The organism is Lacrimispora indolis DSM 755 (genome assembly GCF_000526995.1).
In the GTDB taxonomy this organism is placed as follows: domain Bacteria; phylum Bacillota; class Clostridia; order Lachnospirales; family Lachnospiraceae; genus Lacrimispora; species Lacrimispora indolis.
On sequence record NZ_AZUI01000001.1, the window covers coordinates 5,054,485 to 5,076,683 of the forward strand.

Genomic DNA, 22,199 nt, shown 5'->3' on the forward strand with positions numbered 1-22,199 from the left:
AGATGTGATGATGAATTTATCATGCCAGATTGGGTAAATCATTTCTGTGAATCCTTAACAATAAAAGTTACATATATATTTTTTAAAGCAACAACTTAATTATATCAGCAAAGTTGTTACTTAGTCAACTATATATAAAAATCAATACAATAAATTCCGTTATTTGTAATATATGTCCAATTATGGCATGATAAATTTATAAATAATATTAAGAAGGGGAAAACAGAATATGGGTAAAAAGCTGGAAACAGAATAAATGTCATAGAATTTAGATTATTGACAAAAAAACATATGAATGATATAATTTCATTGTGCTAAATTACCTGGCATTTTTTAAAAAACACATATGTAAAGGTTTACACAAAACTTTTACACAGAAAATCTCCCCCTTGCTTTCATTCGGGGGAAAGGCAGGAGATAAAAGAATGGGCATTGGTATCAAAGAAGTGGCAAAAGAGGCGGGAGTATCCATTGCAACCGTATCAAGAGCGTTAAACAACGAAGGTTATGTAAGTGAAAGTGCTTATAAGAAAGTGGTGGAAGCTGCAAAACGGTTAAACTATGAGCCTAATTACCTGGCTAAAAGTTTACTGAAGCAAAAAACCAATATCATCGGCGTTGTGGTTTCTGATATTGGCACCAGCTTTTTTTCAAAAATATTAAAAAGCATTGAAAACTGTGCCTCCGAAAAAGATTATAGCATTATGATTTGCAATATTGAAGAGGATTTAGAAAAAGAAAAAAAGTATTTAAGCGTATTTAAACGCATGTGCGTGGACGGAATCATCCTGACCAATGAACAGACGGATGAGGAATTGCTGGGCCAGCTGGCCGCCATGTCCGATATTCCCATGATCGCCTGCAGCTGCCATATCAATGGAATTCCATGTGCCAGTGTTAATATTGATGATTATAAGGCAGCGTACGATGCCATTTCTTATCTATATAGGCTGGGGCATAGAAAAATAGCTTATTTAGGCGCAGAGCTTCACGATTTTACCGTAGGCCGCCAGCGATATGAAGGGGTAAGGGACTCACTGGCTGATAAAGGCTGCCCTATGAAAGAGCAATATGTCTGGCTTTCCGGTTTAAAGATAGAGCATGGTTATAAAATGATGAAAAACCTGATTAAAACCTGTAAGGATGATTTGCCTACCGCCATATTTGCAGGAAGTGATGATGTGGCAGTAGGTATCATGAACTGTGCGTTTGATTTCGGATACCGTATTCCGGAGGATTTTTCCATACTGGGTTTTGATAACAGTGAAATTTCAGCCAGCATGCGTCCGGCCATTTCTACCGTTCATCAGCCTATAGAAGAAATCGGATATTTTTCGGTAAACACGCTGATTGACTTAATCGAAAAGGATGAACGGCAATATTCAAGCCTGGTACTTCCCCATAAAATTATTGAGAGGGACAGTTGCATAAAAATTTTTCCTTAAAGGGAGAAATTTTTGCTTCATGTGTAAAGCTTTACACATGGAAATATACCGTTACAAGGGAGCAAAAAACCATGAAAGAAATAGATGTCCTCATAGCAGGTACGCCTAATATTGATCTGATTGTACCGCCATACGACGAGCTGCCGGGCCCGGGAGAGGAAATACGGGTGGACAATATGTATGTGCAGTGCGGCGGCGGTGTGGCAATTACAGCCATTGGACTCAGCAGGCTGGAAATGAAGACCATGATCTATGGTGCGGTACATAATGATTTATTTGGTGAATTCATCTTACGGGAAATGGAAAAATACGGGGTACAAATTGAAACCATACCTTCTGAAAAAAGTACCGGTATTTCAATCGCCCTGGATGTAGACAAGGACAGACGGTTTATCACATACGACGGCTGTGTAAATGAGGTTTCACCAAAGGATATTCCCAAGGTCCTGCTGGAAAAAGCACGGCATACACATCTGACTAATTACAGGGGGCGCACAGATCTGGAGGAATACCTGGACTTTATTGAAGCTGCCCATCGAGCCGGAGTTACCGTTTCCATGGATGTAGGCTGGGACGATACAGGGGATTGGGATCAATGCTTATTCGAAATAACAAAGAAACTTGACGTTTTCTTTATCAATGATAAGGAATTAATGGAATACACCCGTACAAAAAGCTTCGATGCCGGGATTGAAAAACTGACCGGTTACTGCTCCCATGCTGCCGTAAAAATGGGGGCCAGCGGATCCAGGCTGTTGACAGGCGGTGAGGTCATTCATAGTAACGCTTATCCCGTAACTCCACTTGATACCACCGGCGCCGGAGATTCATTCAATGCCGGGTATTTATATGGATTCTTAAACGGATTATCCCCTGAAAAATGTTTGAAGGCGGCTAACTTTTGCGGTGCCTCCTCAGTACAGGGATATGGCGGATATAAAACAGTTCCAAATCTAAAACAAATAAAGGAGGAGTTAAAATGAAATTAGTAATTCTGGGCGGAGCAGGTGTAAGAACTGTATTTTTTACCAATGGCGTGGCCCAAAAAGCGGATCTTATGGGCATTACCCAGCTGGTTCTTTTTGATACGGACGAAAAAAAGCTGGCTATTATGGGGGCATTATCCAAATATGCGGCGCAGAAAGCAAATCCGTCACTGATAGTCAGCACCTCTTTGGATATACGTGAAGCTGTTACGGGAGCGGATTATGTAGTTACCACAATCCGGGTGGGATATGACGAAGGCCGTGTGACCGACGAAGACATTGCCATGAAACATGGTGTGCTTGGTCAGGAAACCACCGGAGTCGGCGGGTTTTCCATGGCTCTCAGGACCATCCCGGTAATGAAAGAATATTGCCGGATTATAAAGGAACTTGCACCAAAGGCGTGGATATTTAACTTCACCAATCCCTCCGGCCTGGTAACCCAGGCCCTTCGGAATGCCGGGTATGACAGGGTGCTGGGTATCTGTGATGCTCCCAGCGGCACAAAGATCAACATGGCGGAAGCTCTGGGGATTCCTGCCGGCGAACTAAGGGTACAGTTTGCAGGACTGAACCATCTGTCCTTTGTAACAAGTGTTTTACATAACGGGAAAGAATTACTGCCGGAGTTATTAAAGAATGATGAATTTTTAGGGAAAGTAAAAGAGTTTTCCATGTTTGAGCCGGATGTGATCCGTACCATGGGGCATCTGCCCAATGAATATTTATACTATTTCTTTTACCGGAACAAGGCAAACCAAAATGTTCAGGGCAGCCAAAAGCCACGGGGACGGGCTGTAATGGAAAACAACCTTGAAATGTTTAAAGCTCTTTCACAAATGGACCCGGAGACACAGATCGAGGAAATGCTGCAGACTTATTTACGGTTTATGTACAACAGGGAGTCTACCTACATGGTTAATGAAACCAAACAGGCATTGGCTCATAAGCCTTTTGACGGGCAGATACCCAATGCGGAAGGTTATGCGGGGGTCATGATGAATTATCTTTTGACCATGGCTACAGGAGAAGAGCGGGAAATGGTTTTATCCATTCCGGATTCAGTGGGGCACTTTGGCATGAATCCGGGAGATGTTATGGAAATCACCTGCAGAATTACAAAAGACGGCATCCTGGTGGAGGAAAGAGGGGAACTTTCTCCGGCAGCCCAGGCCATTATTCAGAGTGTAAAGGCATATGAGAATCTGACTGTGGAAGCAATTAACACAAAGTCCGTTCAAACTGCCCAGGCCGCCTTAATGGCACATCCTTTAATCGGCGATTATCCACTGGCAAAAGTGCTGGTGGAAGATATATTAAACGCACACAAAACTTATTTAGGAGAATGGAATCATTAAAAAGGAGGAATTATCATGAAAAGAATTTGGGGTTATGCAATGGCAGCTGTCATGGGGGCTTCCGCTTTAACAGGGTGCAGTTTAAGTCAGTCAGCTACCACCACAGCGGCTGCAACAGCAGCTGCAGCCGCTCAAACAACCGCAGCGGACACATCAAAGGCACCGGAAACGGCAGCAGGTCCATCCGGTAAAGTTGTTATTTACACCGGCAGCGGTCCGGAGATTACCGAACCTATTTACGCGTTGTGGAAAGAAAAATATCCTGACATTGATATTGAGGAGGTAAAGGGCGGAACCGGTGAATTACTGGCCAGGATCAGCGCGGAAAAGGATAATCCCGGCGGCGATGTGCTTTGGGGCGGTGATACATTTTTGTATCTGTCCAATCCGGATCTGTTCGAAACCTATGACTCCAAAGAAGATGCGGCTATGATCACCCAGGACCCGGACCACAAATGGCATTCCTACGTAATCATGCCTCAAACCATTTTGGTAAATACAAAGCTTTTAAAATCAGAGGCAGACTATCCAAAGACCTTAAAGGAATTAACAGATCCAAAGTGGAAAAAGGATAAAATCGCCTTGGCAGACCCTTCCAAGTCAGGGACCGGCTTGTCCCTTGTAAAGGGCATGGCCTCTTTATATGATTGGGATTATATGCAGCAGCTGCTTTTAAACACTGAGGTGTATCCAAGCTCGGATGCCATGTTTGCTGCTGTAAAAGATGCGACAAATCCGGTGGGCTTTATTAATGAGGACTTAGGTTATAAATGGGAAATGAGCGGCGAGCCTGTTAAGAACATTTATCCGGAAGATGGGGTTACATATAACGTGGAAGCAACCGGGATCATCAATGGCGCCAAAAACATGGATAATGCCAAGCTGTTTCTGGACTTTATTTTAAGCAGGGATGTACATAAAGTTTTACAGGATGTTGTAAAAAGACGTTCAGCCCGTACTGACATGGCACCGCCGGAAGGTTTAAGTGATTTAAGCTCTTATAAGCTGATTGAATCAAAATTTAATTCCAAGGATGAAGTACTGGATAACTTTGCCAAGACGCTGGATGCTGCCAGAGAATAAAAAGTAAGAGGTGACAGGTTGTATGAAACGTTTGAAAGACCCTTGGATATACCTGACTTCCCTTTTTGTTATTCTCAGCATCGTTGCAATTATTATTCCCATGTTTTGGATCTTTGCTTCCGCTGTGATGCCCAAAGAGGGCGGTGTATCTCTCATAAACTTTATTAAATTTTTTACCCAGCGAACCACGAAGAGCGCTTTTAAAAACAGTTTGATACTGACTGCAATTATTACCCCTGTCACAGCTCTGATTGGCGTTCCCATCGCGTACTTTATGGCGCGGTATAAAATCAGGAATAAAAACCTGATTATTACATTAATTACCATGGCTTCCTGTGCCCCTCCCTTTTTGGGGGCACAGGCCTGGGTGATTTTACTGAAACGATTTGGATTTTTTAACTGGCTGATCCAACTGGCAACTGGTATTGACGTACCTTTCAGCCTAAAGGGGATTCCCGGAATTGTATGGGTAAATATCTGGCCCCTTTCCGCCCTGGTGTTTCTTACCTGCTATGAAGCTTTTATCGCTCAGGATCCTGCTCATAAGGAAGCTTCTTTAAGCCTGGGCGGCAATAAAATCAATACGTTGTTTAAAATTGAATTGCCCCTGGCTCTGCCGGGAATTCTGACAGGACTGCTGATGGCAGGCCTTGGAGCTTTCTCCGACTTTGGTGCGCCTTATATGCTGGGCGGTGAGTTTCCGGTTATGCCGGTCGTCATTTACAATGAATTTGTAAGTGAGATGGGAGGCAACTTATCAAAGGCAGCTACAGCCGGTATCATTATGTTGTTTATTGCAGGTGCATTTCTGACATTGCAGCGGATTATACTGGCCGGAAAGGCGTATTCCTCTATTTCAGCAAAACGGTATGCGGAAAAAACACCGGGCAGGCTGCTTGGTTTTGCAATAACCGTTGTTATATTTCTTTACGTTATAATTTCATTTATGCCCCACATAACACTGCTGGTGTATTCTCTGTTCCGGTTTAAGAACGGAAAGCCGATTATCGATTTTGCAGCAAACGGACTGCCCATAATCAGGCTTACACTGGAAAACTATTATAACCTGTTTTCCCATTACTACCGCCCGATTTTAATGACCTTTTTCATGTGCGGTCTGGCCACTGTTTTAAATATTGTGGTGGGTGTTGGCATTGCATTTATCATTGTGCGCAAACGGTATAAGCTGTTTTCCCCTTTTTTGAATTTTTCAATTATTATTCCCTATGTGGTGCCTGGGATGACCATGGCCATCGGCTACATTGTTGTGTTCAACAAACCGCCTGTTGTTCTGACCGGCACATGGATGATTTTAGTATTGTCCTATTTTATCCGGAAGCTGCAGTTTTCCGTTAAAAACGCAGAAGCTGCCCTGTATCAGGTCCATCCTTCCCTGGAGGAAGCAGCGTTAATGGTAGGGGCCAGGCCAGGCAGGGTGTTCATTGATGTTACCCTTAAGCTCATGATGGGCGGGGTATTAAGCGGCAGTGCCCTGGCCTTTACACAGATCATGACTGAGTTCAGCACCAATATCATGCTATACAGGCCGCCGTGGGAAAACATGGTTGTGGTTATCTTTCAAAAGGCTATGTCAGCCAACACTGATTTTGGCATTGCATCCTCCATGGCTGTACTGCTGATGATTTTCGTATTTGTGCCCATGTATCTTTTAAGCAAGATGGGACGGGAAAATGTTAAGTTTCAGGAGAAAGGCTAAGGAGTGGAATTATGAATGAAAATATATCGCTGAAACCGGCATCAATAAAAATTGATCATGTGGTAAAAAAATTTGGTAAAGTAGAAGTATTAAAAGGAATTGATATTAATATTCAACCGGGAGAATTTTTTACATTATTAGGGTCCTCAGGCTGTGGAAAAACAACTCTGCTGCGTTTGATTGCCGGCTTTGAGGAGTTGACCGGCGGACATATTTCTTTTGATGGAAAGGATATTTCTTCTTTGAATCCGTGGGAACGAAACGTTGGCTTTGTATTTCAGAACTATGCTCTTTGGCCTCATATGTCTATTTATGAAAATATTGCTTACGGACTGCGGATGAGAAAGCTTCCGCAAAATGCCATTGATGAACGTGTGAGATGGGCATTGTCGGTTGGCGGCCTGGAGGGAATGGAAAAACGGCATCCCGGCCAGCTTTCAGGCGGGCAGCAGCAGCGGGTGGCAATTGTCCGGGCATTGGTGATTCAGCCCCAGGCCCTTTTGCTGGATGAGCCGCTTTCCAACCTGGATGTAAAGCTGCGCATTAAAATGCGTAAGGATATAAAGGATTTACAGCGCCAGGTAGGCATCACGGTTGTATATGTGACTCATGACCAGGAAGAAGCACTGGAAATTTCGGATCGGATTGCGGTATTTGAAAAAGGAGTTGTACAGCAAATCGGAAGGCCACAGGAGATTTATAAAAACCCGGCGAATCCGTTTGTAGCACAGTTTGTGGGCACCAGTAATTTTATAGAAGGAACTATATCAAATGACGTTTTCATCACTCATTCAGGAAAAACCTTACCCCTTAGCACCGGTAATCAGGAATCGGGAAATGTGAAGCTATGTTTTCGTCCGGAGCATGCACTTCTTGACCGCAAACAAAAAGAAGGGACTTTTCCGGTTACTATGAAAAGTGCGGCATACCGGGGCAACTGTGTAAACTGTGTGGTCGAGGCGGAACCGGGTTTGGAATTGACCGTTATTGCGGATGAGGAATTTGAAGCCGGTGAAAGGCTGTGGCTTCGCATTCAAAAGTACTCGTTTTTTAAAGTTCCCTTGAAGCCTTAAAACTTGCTTGAGGTTTATATATTTTATATAGGAGATGAGGACGTGAATAAGCTGATTGGGATTGGCCTGAATGCCGACTGGATAGACGGCGATGACAGGAAACTGCGGTATTGCCTGGAACTGGCCCGGAAATCGGGAGGAAATTGCTGTGAACTGATTATGCATTCCATGGATGTACTCCTAAACGGCAGACTGTTGGAGCCGAGGGTTTCGGCTGTAAAGCATATTTTGATGGATTATGATTTTACCTACTCCATTCATATGCCCTATAGCTTTCATTCTCTTTCCATGGGAGAGGTGGAAAGTATAGCATTTTTTAGGTCATGTATTGACTTTGCAAAAGAAATCAGGGCTCAGAATATAACTGTCCATGCCAGTCCCATAGGAGTGGAAGATGAAGACAGTCTTTTAAAGGACATTGATTATTATAAAGAAATAGCCCAGTATGCCGGAGGTATCCGGATTGGCATAGAAAATCCGTATTACTCCGGAGATATTGAAAAATTCCGGACAATGCTGGGAGTAAATCCAGAAAATTTAGCAGCACATATTAAGAGGATAGGCTGTGACAATTGTGGGATTACATTAGATTTCGGCCATGCTTATCTGTCGGCCATAAACTATGACCGGGATTATGTGTCGGATATCCGTAAGATGGCTTCTTTGGCAGTGCACCTTCATGTCCATGATAATTTCGGAAAACACGGTGAAATGAAAAATTATATGGATAATTTTTCAAAAGGAATCGGGGATTTGCATCTGCCTCCTGCCTGGGGTGAGATACCCTGGGGATCGGTGCTGCCTTTATTGGAAGGGTTTAGTGGAATTCATATTTTGGAGATGGAATTCCGGTTTTATCAATATTTTCATGCTGGCGTTAAATTTTTAAATGATGCTGCAAAAACCCAGGAAGTTAACTGTCTATAGCTTTTGAGAAATGGTTATTTACAAATAGCTGAAGATGAAAATCGCCCACATGCTTTCTTATAGAAAAATCAGAGAAAGTTTAAATCGAAAAGATTTAATGATGATATTAACATGCCGAAAATTCATCTAAAATATTAAAAACAGAATTTGAACACGTTATACTTCTAATGTTTAGGAAGTATGACGTGTTCAATTTTATTGTTTTGAAGTAAAAAGTCTTTTCCACAAATAATACATCTTTTACAAAAATAATATAAAATTAAATTTATTATTATTAAAAACATTAAAATATTACAATTATCTTTAAGATATTTCATTTATTATTGTCAAAAAATTCCATATACTTAAATAAATTTTTATATTATGACTTTGACTGTTTTTATGGAACATGTACATTCCTTTTAAGAGGAAGAAAATCAGGAAAATCATTCATATAATTACTTTAATAAAAAGGAGGAATTTTGTGTGAAGCAAAAGATTAGGAACAAATGGAAGCGAGTGACAAGCATGTGTCTTGCAATGCAGATGATCATTACAGTTCCAGCTGCCGGACAGACGTTACCCAAAATATCCGGATCAGAAATATTAAACACAGGGCATTACGCTGCGGCCATTAATCCTACAGTGGGAGGGGGGAGTCTGTCACTATCAAAAAACAGCGATACGGCTTCGGCATGGAACACCATGGATGAAGCACTGATACCTGGAACAACCATGTTCTGGGAGGGGGAAAACCATTTTCGAGGGGCCGAAATCGCAACAGAAATGTCAATGAAGTCGCTTTCAGAAACCTACGGTGTGCAAGGAGTGAAGCTGGGGAATGAGGTTCATGGAGTAAAGTCATGGTTTTTATTTGGCAGCGAAATCCTTTGTGCAGGAGCAGGCCTCCAGGCACAAACAGAAAATAGCGGGCAGATCATAACCATTGTAGATAACATTCCGGTTACAAAGGATACAAAGCTGGCATTGACAAATCCCAGCAACGGATACCGGAATGTACTGACAGCAAGTGCAAACCAGGGAGTGTGGAGCTCCCTCATCAATACTCCGACCAAAGGAGTCCATACCCAGAGAAACTGGCTCAGCGCATCTGCTTTATCTGATAATAAGCTGGAATGGTCCTATGTATTTGGAGATGGAGAGACTGGATCCCATCTTTCTGCCTCTAACGTATATTATCGGTTGAACACAAAAGAGTCTGATAAGGCCCGGTTAGCCGAATTTTTTATTGCGCCAGGGGAGACCTACCAGTATACCATGGTCGCGGGTAAGACCACCTCCGATTATTCCAATTCAAGTCTGTACAGAACAGATGCAAGGCTGCTCATGAATACACCGCAGATACAGGCCGCCTCCAGCACCGGAGAGGGGATTGTATCTGTAAACAAGTGGTCCTCCGGCAGCATCAGGCTGGATAATCAGGTAGTGCCATTGACAATGAATGAATGTATGGCACTTACTGTAAAAAAGGATCCTTCTACCGGCAACATAACCTTAAATATAGCAAAACCCGACAGCCAGAACGATGGTTATCCGGAGGTAACATTGGAAACCCGTGGAACAAGAATATTAACAAACTCAAACCCAACGGCATTAGCAGAATCTGCTTTTAACTCCCAGATTTCCCTTAAATTTGATGCTTCCAAAATGGGAACAGAACCTGTGGTCCTGACGATTGAAGGAAAGGCTGCGGAAACAGTAACTGGAGATGCGATTGTTTTGGTAAGAGGAGAAGAAGGCAGGATCGAGAAACCGGATGAATTGTCCGGCAGCATACAGTGGGAAGTTAAAATTCCCAAAGGTGACGGGAACTATGTACGCAATGCAGGAAGCAGTAAAATTAAGAGAGAACTGCTGGAAGGCGAAACGGATGGAACCAGAAAAGCCGGAGATACTGATGGAAGCCACATTGCTTCTGTCAGAAAGCTTTCCGATGAAGGTGCACTGCTGACGGCAAATGAAAAAGGAGTCGTCACAGTATTGGCCACTGATGAAGGCGGAAAACAAAAAAAGTGGAACGTCACAGTCCTTTATGAAGATCCGGCAAATCTGCCTCAGGCAGAACCGGAAGATTACGAGATTATCCGCAAACGCTGGAAGGATTCCCTCATTGGAAATGACTTAACTGAACTTGATGGGGGCAGTGAGATCCTTGACGACATTCAAGCTCAGGCAAAATCTGCCTGGGAAGCATACGATTATAAAGGACAGAACTCCTGTGACAAAATCCCCTGGCCGCAGGATGAAGGAGCTGCCGGCAACCCGGACATTCCTTTTGAGGATGATGCGGTAGAGTTTCGTCCGGCCTTTAAAAAGGTGCTGGCAATGGCAAAGGCATATGCAGCCAAGGGTAACCTTTACTATCAAAATGATGAGCTGTTAAAGGATATGAAGCAGATCCTGAATTACCTGTGTTCCCGCTGTTACTCATCAAAAACCCAAACAGATAACTGGTGGACATGGGAAATCGGCGTTCCCAAAGACTTAATTCCCATATTAGTCCTTTTATATGACCAGCTGACAGAGGAAGAAATCAGCCTTTATACCGAGGGACTATATTTCTTTCAGCCGGATCCTTATCATGAAGGCATCATTGGAACCGGAAGCACCCATGCCCAGGGATACCGGACGGCCCAGGGAGCTAATATTATTGACTGTTCAAGGATCGCCTTAGGGCTGGGAATTCTCAGAGAAGATAATGAGCTTGTTTACCTGGCTCAAAAAGCTTCTTCAGAGACCTTTATCATTCAGAGCCTGAAAGACAGTACCAAGATAGCAGATCAGGGCTATATCAGCGGTTTTTATGCAGACGGTTCTTATCTGGACCATTCTCATGTGCCATATTTAGGATCCTACGGTATTGAGTTTCTTAAAGGCGGAGCAGGTATGCCGCCGCTATTTGCCGGAACACCATGGGAATATCCAAGAGAAGTGCAGGAAAATCTGGAATTCTATTTAAAAGAAGGATTTTTGAATGGAATGTATGACGGTCTGATGCTGGATTCCCTGAAAGGACGTTCTGTATCCAGACCAGCCGGCAGTAACCGGGATTCAGGAAGAGAAGCAATGATTCTCATGATCCAGCTTATGGATTCCGTTTCCATTGAGGTACAGGATGAATTAAAAAGTTCATTAAAAGCCTGGATGGAAATTGATCCCGGATTTATAGAAACCTTAAGCGGAGCAGAGTATATAATGATAAAGGCAAAGGCCCTGGACATTCTGGAGGATGATTCCATCACGACCTCCATTGCTTCGATACATAAAAACCTGCCTCTCATGGACCGGGCGATTCACCGTACCGATAAGTTTCTCATGGCACTGTCCATGTATTCAGAACGTATTCAGAATACTGAAATCATGAACCATGAAAACCGCTATGGCTGGCATCAGGGAAGCGGTATGACCTACTTATACAATCAGGACACCATGCAGTATACTGAAAATTTCTGGAATACTGTGAATCCCCTACGTCTGGCGGGAACGACCCTTGTTTCTAAGAATATCGGCAATGGTCAGCCGGACAGTTCAAGCTTTGCCCAGGGCGGCGATTTCCGTTCAAGAGAATCCTGGGTCGGAGGCACCACCATAGAAAATGACGGAATTAACGGAATGTCCTTAACCGGCGAGGTACGGGTCAAGGAGGGAGAGGGTTCTCCTGCTGTGACTTATTCTCCTCATCTGTCAGGTAAAAAATCCTGGTTTATGCTTGGAGAACAGATCGTATGCCTTGGCGCCGGTATTACAAATTCCGGTGAAGAATATCCGGTGGAAAGCATTATTGAAAACAGGCGTCTGAGGCAGGAGGGTGATAATGCTCTGATCATCAACGGAGAGAAAAAAGATCTTATGACAGAGTCCGCATCTTTAGAAGATATTGTAGAAGGAAAAGTAGATGTGTCAGGAACAACGCTTTCTGATGTTTCATGGGCTCATTTGGAGGGAAATACGGCTGGAAGTGATATCGGTTATTATTTCCCCTCCGGTTCTCAAACCATATCGGTAAGAAAGGCAAGGAATGCCGGAGACTGGTCGCTGGTGGGAACATCAAATGGAAAAGCGGAAGAGAACTATCTGGAAATGTGGTTTGACCACGGAAAAAATCCTGAAAATGCTGCCTATGAGTATGTTCTTCTCCCAGGTATGACCTCAGAAGAAACCCAGGAGTACTCCAGAGAACCACAAATCACGGTACTGACCAACACTCCTCAAATGCAGGCTGTTTACAGCAGAGCCGAAAATATACTTGGAGCTAATATCTGGACAGATTCTGCTGCGAAAATTGGAGACTTATCCATCAAGGGCGCTGCCTCTTTGATGGCAAAAGAAGATGAGAATGGAATTCTGACTGTTTCTGTCTCTGACCCAACGATGAAAAATATAGGGACTATTGTGGTGGAAATCAAAAAACCAGTAACGGAAATCCTTTCATCAGATGAAAACGTAACAGCAGAACTGACAGAATATGGAGCAAAACTTACTATTCAGGCAAAAGGGACGAACGGTTCCAGCTCTTATGCAACAATGCAGCTGGCTGCTTCCCTGTATCCTCAGGCAGTTACCCTTGCTCCCGGGCAAAGCATGTCCTTTGCAGTCAATGATTATTCCAATGACGTAGGGAATATTTCCTGGAAAGTCGAAGGAGACAAACCACTGGAATCAGGTACCGGCATTGATGGGGAAGGCTGCCTTGAGATTGACGATTACGAAGAAAACACCCGGTTAAAGGTAACTGCTGAACTGGAAAATGGGACAGCTTTTCAGGCCTTTGTCTCTTTAGGCGGAAAATCGGAGACAGAATTGCCGAAGAACATTCAAAAAGTCCAGTCCCTTATTGAAAATGCGGTATCAGAAGCATTAAGCAACGATGATTACAGCAATTACAAGGTACAAAAGGCCATCAGGTCGGCAGTTAATGCATTGACCGCCGTTTCCAATGAGGAATTGGCAAAGTATATGATGAATCAGCTAATCACATTGGAAGAGCTGTATAAGGCCGCCATGGCCGCAAATGACTGTATGATAGACAGCATGGTGGATACCACTGAGACTGGAATGACTGGCATTGAAATTGCAGGAGCGGCGTTAAGCATACCCATTAAAATCACGGAAAGCAGTGCAAGTCCTTCCAATGCAATCAGAGCGACTGCCTCTGATGCAGCCAAAGCCTCTCCCTCATCCGCTTTCAGGATCTTTGCAGATGAGGATGATGATCAGGAAGTCCGTTTGGCAGTTATGTCAGTCATAGACAGCAGTGTATCGGAAACAGAAGAAGAATATCGTAAATCTTTCGAGCTTCAGCTGCAGCTGGAGGATAAGCATGGAACCAGAAGGCCACTTTCCTTAACCGCTCCGGTGAAAGTGTGGATGGACATTCCTGAGCAGGGAAATAACTGGAATTCAATAATTGCAATTTTTAATGGGTCGGATGGAAAACAGAGGCAATTACCAATATATCAGGATCATGGAAGGAATAAAATTTCCTTTGTGATGACGGATAACGGAACGGTGACATTAATCATAACAGGAAGCAATGGAGGGGAAGAAGAGCGCTTCCAGGTGTCAACAGATGAAAGCCTTGAGGGCGGCAGAATCACTGCAAATATCTCAGAAGGAAAAAAGGGAACAAAAGTGATGGTAAGAGCAGTTCCTGATATTGGATACCGATTGAGACATCTATCTGTTAATGGAAAGAATGTGTCTCCGGATAAAACCGGCAAATATGAGTTCCTGCTTCAGCAAGATACATATATTACCGGTGAATTCCGGAAAATAAGCCTGAATGAAGAGGGAAGCTCTGATTCGGCCGCAGAAGTCTCCGGCTGGAAAAAAGCAAACGGAAAGTGGTACTATTTCAATGATAAAGGCGTTAAGATGACCGGCTGGCTTTTCGACAATGGGAAATGGTTCCGGTTGGGGTCAGATGGTGCCATGGAGACTGGCTGGATCTATGATCAAATGGATGGATGCTGGTATTATCTGGATTCTTCCGGGAAGATGGCCGAAGGCTGGATCTGTATTGATGAAAAATGGTATTATTTCACCCCGCAGGCCGAAGGTTCATCCGGTTGGACGCTGAATGAGGGAAAATGGGAATATAAAAAACCAGAAGGTCACTCCCGTTCCCGTGGATCATTATACATGAACGCCATGACTCCAGATGGCAGGCAAGTTGACAGCAATGGGGTATGGATTCAATAAGCATTAGGATCTTAATCTTTTATCAGGTCAATGTAAATAATGGCTGCTTCGCCAACAGGTGTTGGCTGAAGCGGCCATTATTTCTTTCTCATATTACTCCCATACATCTAACTCTCTATTCTTAAAAAAGTACTTTTTGTCTTTCTCCACAATTTCTCTGACAACCCGGCATGGCACACCTAAAGCAACTACATTGGAAGGAATATCATCCGTTACAACGCTTCCTGCTCCTATTACCGAATTCTTCACATAACGTTCACGATCCCAAATTTGTAATATATTCCACCTTATGTTATGATGGTATTTGTAAATAATAGAAGCGGGGAAGTATAAAGCATTATATTTTACTGTTTTGAAGTATTAGGCACTTATCAGGTACTTTGCTATAGCATCAGGTCCCAGGTGTTTGAGCAGCATAAAGCGATCATAGATTACACGGTCAAATGAATAAAAAAAGGCAAGAGATTGCATTTCATATTGCTACATAAAATATGTGAAGTATAATTTTGAACAGCTTATGCTCCACAATCCATAGATAAAATAATAAATTTTTATATTGATTTGCATCATATAAGCAGCAATATTTCATTTGACAATCAGCAAATCCTTAAAAAGTAATTTTAAATAAGTTGTACATAATAGGAGGCAAATAACATGATTCAGTGCAATTATGAAAGAATGGAAGAAAAGATTAAAACTTTCAGCCGGTTTGGTGATACAGGAAAAGGCGGAATTACCAGATTTTCTTTATCAGATGAAGCCTTAGCCGCAAGAAAAGAATTCGTAAAGCGCATGGAGGCTATCGGTGCCTCCATCGCAACAGACGATATGGCAAATATATATGCAACCTTTGCCGGAACAGAAGATTTGCCTGCCATTGTCTCAGGCTCTCATATGGATTCCGTACGGCAAGGCGGAAATTATGACGGGATTCTGGGAGTCTTAACAGCAATGGAAGTGGCAGAAACCATAGTAAAAGAAAAAGTACCTCACAGGCATCCGATTACGGTTATTGTATGGACCAACGAAGAAGGTGCCAGATTTGAACCGGCAATGATGTCTTCCGGTGTCATTTGTGGAAAATTCAATAAGGATACCATGCTGACTTCACAGGCAAAAGATATTCCAGGGTATACTTTTGGAGAGGCTTTGGAAAAAAGCGGCTTTAAAGGAAAGGAAGAAAACCGGCTGGATCCGTCTAAAACAAAAGCTTTAGTGGAACTTCATATTGAACAGGGCCCGGTACTGGAAGCAGAAGGTGTTGATATTGGAGTAGTAGAAGGTGTCTGCGGCATGATCAATTATGAATTTACTTTTACCGGGCAGGCCGGCCACGCAGGAACAACACCTATGAAATACCGTAAGGATGCTCTATATGCTGCAGTAAAAACCATTCAATATCTCCATGATGAGCTGGACCAGTTAGATGGCAAATTGGTTTATACCACAGGAAAAATATCTGCCCATCCGAATATTCACACCATAATACCTGATGAAGTAAAATTTACCCTGGATGCGAGGCACCAGGATCCTGATGTGATCAAGCAGGTAGTTGCAGTTATTAAAAATATTCCAGGCGTTGTAGAACAATGCAAAGTGAACTATGAAGAAGCATGGTCACGTAATACCGTAAGCTTTACTACCGAACTGGTTGATTATGTGGAAATCAGTGCACAGGAACTCGGCTGCTCCAATCGGAGAATATACAGCGGTCCTGGTCATGATGCCCAGTTTACTATAGATCTGGTCCCAACTACCATGATTTTTGTACCGAGTGTAGGAGGGCATAGCCATTGTGAGATTGAATATACTCCGGTGGAAAACTGTTTAAAAGGAGCTAATGTACTTTTAAATACAATTTTGCATATTGATAAGAATTAAACAATAATATGGCTCAAAAAAATCAGAATAATGATTATAAAATAGCCGTAAATGAGCAGGAGAGTGGGGGAGTGAAATTCATCTTTATTTGATGGTCAGGGCTTAATCTGAAGTGAATAGGGGGTACAATTAAAGATAAGACACTGGAAGAATAGCAAGAGGAGCGGTGTTGAGAGACTAATTTTAAAATACAAATACAGACGGCAGAAGCAACTGTTCATATACATCTTAGAATTGCAAACGCTCAATTATTATGGTAGAATATAGAAAAAATCCAGAAGAAAGAAGGAATATCAATTATGGATAAAGAAGTATTAAATTATGCTGTTGAAAAAACACACGAATTAATAAATGCTCCGTCATGCAGCAGCGAAGCAAAATCAGCAGCTCAGACTTGGTTAGATGCAATTGGAACTGAAAAGGAAACCGAAGAAACCCAAAAATATATTGATGAGCTGGAGGCAGATATTATGCCGATTGACGGTTTAATCGGTTTTGCAGAATCTGATGCTGGAATTCATGTTTTTGGAGCAGACACTGCTAAGCATATCACAGCACATGCAAAGGAAATAAAGTCTGCCGGAGCAAAATATTGTGATTGTCCGGCTTGCGCAGCTGTAGAAGCTATTATTGATAAGAAAGATATGCTTCTTAAATAAATAAGAAAAGAAGATTAACAACCAGAGCGCATTACAGGGCATCAGTCAGAAATGATTGGTGCCTTTTCTTTATTGAACCCGATGTTATCTATAAGGGTGGTTTTAAAAGATGCCATGTAAATTCAATTATGTCTGAGTCTTAATTGGCTCTGAAAACATAATTATAGTTTTTGACTTATTATTTATCACTAAATACTAATATATGGAATTATGGTGCTATATTTTTGAATATAAATTTGATATAATAAACACATATTAAAAGGTATAAAATGGATATCTAATTGAAAATTCTATATCCATTTTGCGAAACAACCAGAAGTAAAAGGGGAACTTCAATTAGAAACGCAGACATTTATATGAAATATAAAGAGGGTATATCTACAAAAGTTCTTTCTGAAATATATTATTTATCTCTCAAAAGTATACAGAAAATTACTTTTGAAATGAAAAAAGGCAACGAATAACAAAATGCGTCATAAAGCATAAGCTTAAGTGGCGCATTTTTGATTCTGAAAATGTTGTAGGTTGAACCATCGAGATGTCTAGTAATATCATATGGATGGAAGTTTAAGAAAGTGGTGAAGCTAATGGTAAAATAGCTAAATGATTCTCTAAATACTCTAAGCATATTATATGACAAAATTATATATTAAAAGGGGGTTCCAAAATGTGTACAAGTTTTGCAGTATACAGTCAAGAAAAAGCTATTTATGGTATGAATTTCGATGCTGATGATATTGATTTAAAACTTAAAGTCACTAGTTATAATGATATAAACTTATTTTACTTCTCAGGCTTATTAGATAACAAATACAGGGATATCGCTGGTTTTAATAGTAAGGGTCTTTTTATCTGTACTCAAGCAGTAGAATATAGTCCAGGTTTTAAATCTAGTTGTAACGAAAATGATTGGTTTGCTTTTGATATTTTTGATGAGGCGCTAAAGAAAACAAAAAAAACATCTGAATTTTTTGAAATTCTTAATAAAAGAGTAATCTCGTATCCTAGAAATCCATTATTCCCAGATTTAGGGCTACATACTATTATCGCTGATAAAACTGGTGATGCATTTATTCTGGAAGAAGGAAATGATACAAATATAATAAGTCCTAGTCACAATAATTTTATTATTATGACTAATTTTCCAAATGGGGATTTTAAGGAATCAAATTATCATAAAGTATATGGTAGAGGTGCTGATAGATATATTTGTGCTCATGAATATATTCATAATAATATTCATAGCTTTGGAATAAATGAAGCCTTTGAAGTTTTAAGTAAAACTAGTCAGGAGGATACTCTGTGTTCAATAGTATATGAACCATTAAAAAATGAAATTTATATTAGTTTTAAAAAAGATTTAAGCAAAAAATGGAAAATTTCTATTATCGAGAAAACAATCCAATCATTGGATGGATTTTTAAGCAATAATAAAATTCAAATTACAAATGAAGAAATATTTGTGAAGGATCTTATTAGCTTATATAAGTGAAAACCATTTAAATAGAGAAGATCAATTGGTAAGACAGACTTTTTTAGGGTATTCAAGAAAGCGTAGGAAATAGCCGTCCATGGCAATTTCTGAATAACAGGGCATGGTTTAATGAGTAATCCTCTATTTTATCGAAATGGTTATAAAGGCAAATAGGTAAACAGTCGTTACGGAAGTATGACGATTGACGTCCCTCAGGATCGTAAGTCTACGTTTGAACCACAAGTAGTAAAAAAACGTCAGAAAGATATATCTGATATTGACCAGAAAATTATTTCTATGTATGCAGAAGGAATGACCACCAGACAGATAACAGAGACTCTTGAAGAGTGTGACAACAAAATCAGTGGAAGAGGAGCCGAGAAACATTTCCGCAAGCTGAGCCAACAAATCAATGGGAAAGGAGAGGAAACCAAGCCGATCCGAGAACCAGGAGAACAAATCATCATGATTCCAGACCACGATTAATCGTATTAGTTACAGATGGAATAGAACTAAAAGGCGAGATACTAAAAAGCCCTTGGTTGAATGGCTTCATTGTAAGAATCATATACAGCCTGATGTCAGTGCCCAGGTCAGCTAAAGAAGAAACCAGCACAGACAATATCAATCAAAAAGAAAGTAGCAGCGACAAACAACAACGTTTAAATTTCATGAGGACCCCAAAACTACAGGGGAAATTGGATTTGACACAGAAACGCAGAAATGGTAAGATTAATACAGACAGTTTAAACTATTCGCGAAAGTCTAGTTTAACGAATAGTTGGCAAAGAAAACATGAATACTGTTATTTGATTTTTAATATTATCACATAAGGAAATTTATCACTTATACTCAATTTGTGTTTTTCTTATCTTACGTTATGCTATGCATGTTTCATATTGTGATCTGCACCTGGGATCTTACTTTCTCTGTACCAGACTCTGACACAAACATGTGCCATACTAAGTCCGGAAAAGTGATCTCAAATGACCGGACTTTTAGTAAGGTCATTAATCAAATATAAAAAGAAATGAGGTCGAATTATGAGTGCTCCTCTCTCCTATCATCAGCAAAAAGATATTGAAAATGTTAAGCACCTGCGCCAGCTGGTAAAAGAACTTCCTCGCTTTTGCGGAGACTTCTTCCGAGGGATTGAACCTCGCACCTCCTCCCGCACCAGGATCGCTTATGCTTATGATCTAAGGGTATTTTTTGACTTTCTGGTTAAGGAGAACCCCGTTATCAGCAAGCTCCATGTTCAGGATATCACGTTAGAACACCTGGATTCCCTTCGGGTCGTGGATATAGAAGAATATATGGAGTATTTAAAATATCGTTTTAATGATAAGAATCAGGAAGTAACCAACAAAGAGCGGGGAATTATGCGGAAAATCTCTTCCTTGAAAAGCTTCTATAATTATTATTTCCGGAATGAACGACTTCAAACAAATCCCGCTGCTCTGGTGCAGCTTCCAAAGCTTCATGAAAAGGATATTATCCGGCTGGATATTGACGAGGTTGCTCTTTTGCTTGATGAAGTGGAAAGTGGAGAAGCTTTAACTGAGAAACAAAAGGCTTATCACGCAAAAACCAAGATCCGTGATTTGGCACTTTTAACTCTTATGTTGGGAACTGGAATCCGTGTATCGGAATGTGTTGGAGTGGATATTGATGACATTGACTTAAAAAATGGTGGGATCCGAATCCACAGAAAGGGAGGAAAGGAAGTCACGGTATATTTTGGCTCTGAAGTGGAAGATGCCCTTTTGGATTACTTGGAAGAACGAAGTCTGGTAATTCCTGAAGACGGCCATGAAAAGGCCCTCTTTCTATCTCTTCAAAAAAAACGTATTGCAGTCCGCAGCGTTGAAAATCTGGTAAAGAAATACTCCAGACTCGTAACTCCGTTAAAAAAGATTACCCCCCATAAACTGCGCAGCACCTATGGAACAAGCCTGTACAAAGAAACAGGTGACATCTATCTGGTTGCAGATGTTTTAGGACACTCTGACGTCAACACCACAAAGAAACACTATGCTGCTTTGGAGGATGAACGTCGCCGCAGCGCCCGAAACAAGGTGAAATTACGGGAAATTTAAGTATCCCTGGCGGATTCCTTTTTGTCTTTTGGGGAACTTTGAAGGCTTTGGCGAATGGTCTGCGAGCATGTGTCTTATGTAAGAGGACATGACACATGTACGTAAGGACCTGATATAAATATAATGGGAAGTTGCTATCTATCTTTTTGATTTTTTTGTTATAAAAAAAGAAAGCATCTAATATCTAAATTAGAGCTTTCTTTTTTCACCTTTATCATCAGGCTCTTATAATATTTTCATACGAAAAGTAAATGCCGTTATTCCTCTTAGCTTTCGGCCTCTTCTTCACCTTCAACTGCTTCACGTATCTTAGAGCCAACAACTGTTATCATTTTTTGTGCCGGATCAATAGTTGAGGTAAGTCCTTCCGGAAGTTTAATATCACTAAATTGAATACTTTCACCAGCCTCCATATTAGAAACATCAATTACTATTTCATCGGGAATATCCTGAGGTAAGCCCTCCAGTAAAATTGAATCTATGGTACTGTTAATCAACAATCGTTTTGACTCAAGAAGTTCTGCTCCGGTAATTTTTATAGCCACTTCTTGTTTGATTTTTTCCGAAAAAGATACCATTTGAAAATCCAAATGAGAGATTTCGTTTTTAACAGGTTCAATGTGTATTTCTTTTGCCATTACGGTATAACTCTGGCCATCAGGAACAACCAGTTTAAAAATGCCATTCCGGCCAAACTCTTTCATTGATCTTCTAAATACATCTTTCTTAACAGCTATTGAGATTGAATCAACACCTTTACCAGCTATGTTTCCCAGTAAATATCCTTCTCTTTTTAACTGATTATTGTCACCCTTTCTGGTACTTTTTCTTAACTCAACGTTCATAACTCCAGTATTTTCCATAGTTATAAGCCTCCTTGATTTATAATTATATTATGGCAATCATCTAAAATCTTATGATTCAATGATGAAAACCTGTTACCTAAATTTCAATGTGATTTAACATAACAAAACACAAATTGTCAAAAGAAAATATACGTATCAAAGCAAAAGTATTTTAAATAAGTTATACTAGAATTAATTTTGAATTTATTTCTTTAATACAAACTTATTTTATTTATTATTTAATAAATCACATAGAGTTTAAAATAGCATATAATTAATATTATAGTATAAATCTGACAATTGTCAAGTTTTTGATTTGTATGACAGAAATTTCTCCTATAGAAACTTATAAGGTTCCGGAACAAAAAAATATTATCTTACTGATAATCCAGTAATCGTAAAGGAAATTACAGGTGTAGATTATTTTTTACCATTAACTCCAATTGCTCTT

The 22,199-nt window shown here is 40.8% G+C and carries 13 protein-coding genes and 2 pseudogenes; 13 read left to right on the forward strand and 2 right to left on the reverse strand.

What is annotated here, in order from left to right:
* The first annotated feature begins 425 nt into the window (after positions 1-425).
* The 8 genes from K401_RS0124595 to K401_RS0124630 all read left to right on the forward strand — a co-directional run bounded on the left by K401_RS0124595 (position 426) and on the right by K401_RS0124630 (position 14,790).
* Positions 426-1,445, forward strand: coding sequence for a LacI family DNA-binding transcriptional regulator (locus K401_RS0124595; protein WP_024295441.1), 1,020 nt, complete (start codon positions 426-428; stop codon positions 1,443-1,445).
* A 71-nt stretch (positions 1,446-1,516) separates the two neighbouring features.
* On the forward strand, positions 1,517-2,428 hold the full coding sequence (locus tag K401_RS0124600; RefSeq protein WP_027352323.1) for a carbohydrate kinase family protein: 912 nt from the start codon (positions 1,517-1,519) through the stop codon (positions 2,426-2,428).
* Positions 2,425-3,789: a family 4 glycosyl hydrolase gene (locus K401_RS0124605; RefSeq protein WP_024295443.1), complete on the forward strand. Its 1,365-nt coding sequence runs from the start codon at positions 2,425-2,427 to the stop codon at positions 3,787-3,789. The genes K401_RS0124600 and K401_RS0124605 overlap by 4 nt, the downstream gene beginning before the upstream one ends.
* Before the next feature lie 15 nt (positions 3,790-3,804).
* Entirely contained in the window at positions 3,805-4,872 is a 1,068-nt protein-coding gene (locus tag K401_RS0124610) for an ABC transporter substrate-binding protein (protein ID WP_024295444.1), read from the forward strand.
* A gap of 22 nt (positions 4,873-4,894) precedes the next feature.
* Entirely contained in the window at positions 4,895-6,589 is a 1,695-nt protein-coding gene (locus K401_RS0124615; protein WP_024295445.1) for an ABC transporter permease, read from the forward strand.
* Positions 6,590-6,600: 11 nt separating this feature from the next.
* A complete protein-coding gene (locus K401_RS0124620) occupies positions 6,601-7,662 on the forward strand; it encodes an ABC transporter ATP-binding protein (protein ID WP_024295446.1) in 1,062 nt (353 codons plus the stop codon).
* Between the two features lie 42 nt (positions 7,663-7,704).
* Positions 7,705-8,589 (forward strand): sugar phosphate isomerase/epimerase family protein, encoded by an 885-nt coding sequence (locus tag K401_RS0124625; RefSeq protein WP_024295447.1) that lies wholly within the window; start codon positions 7,705-7,707, stop codon positions 8,587-8,589.
* 465 nt (positions 8,590-9,054) lie between these two features.
* Positions 9,055-14,790, forward strand: coding sequence for a polysaccharide lyase family 8 super-sandwich domain-containing protein (locus K401_RS0124630; RefSeq protein WP_051464090.1), 5,736 nt, complete (start codon positions 9,055-9,057; stop codon positions 14,788-14,790).
* Positions 14,791-14,883: 93 nt separating this feature from the next.
* On the opposite strand, the pseudogene K401_RS0124635 reads toward K401_RS0124630, so the two are convergent.
* Positions 14,884-15,033: pseudogene (locus K401_RS0124635) on the reverse strand (sugar O-acetyltransferase); the annotation flags it as partial.
* A gap of 411 nt (positions 15,034-15,444) precedes the next feature.
* Here K401_RS0124635 and K401_RS0124640 point away from each other — a divergent pair.
* From K401_RS0124640 to K401_RS0124660, 5 genes and pseudogenes are all read left to right on the forward strand, one after another.
* A complete protein-coding gene (locus K401_RS0124640; RefSeq protein WP_024295450.1) occupies positions 15,445-16,671 on the forward strand; it encodes a Zn-dependent hydrolase in 1,227 nt (408 codons plus the stop codon).
* Between the two features lie 299 nt (positions 16,672-16,970).
* The gene (locus K401_RS0124645) at positions 16,971-17,330 is read left to right on the forward strand and encodes a hypothetical protein (RefSeq protein WP_024295451.1); all 360 of its coding nucleotides are present in this window, start codon (positions 16,971-16,973) and stop codon (positions 17,328-17,330) included.
* Positions 17,331-17,997: 667 nt separating this feature from the next.
* On the forward strand, positions 17,998-18,822 hold the full coding sequence (locus tag K401_RS0124650; RefSeq protein WP_024295452.1) for a C45 family peptidase: 825 nt from the start codon (positions 17,998-18,000) through the stop codon (positions 18,820-18,822).
* A 129-nt stretch (positions 18,823-18,951) separates the two neighbouring features.
* Positions 18,952-19,152: pseudogene (locus K401_RS34100) on the forward strand (transposase); the annotation flags it as partial.
* A gap of 695 nt (positions 19,153-19,847) precedes the next feature.
* On the forward strand, positions 19,848-20,903 hold the full coding sequence (locus K401_RS0124660; RefSeq protein ID WP_024295454.1) for a tyrosine-type recombinase/integrase: 1,056 nt from the start codon (positions 19,848-19,850) through the stop codon (positions 20,901-20,903).
* Between the two features lie 266 nt (positions 20,904-21,169).
* Here K401_RS0124660 and K401_RS0124665 read toward each other — a convergent pair whose 3' ends face one another.
* On the reverse strand, positions 21,170-21,766 hold the full coding sequence (locus tag K401_RS0124665; protein WP_024295455.1) for a 50S ribosomal protein L25: 597 nt from the start codon (positions 21,764-21,766) through the stop codon (positions 21,170-21,172).
* Between the last annotated feature and the right edge of the window lie 433 nt (positions 21,767-22,199).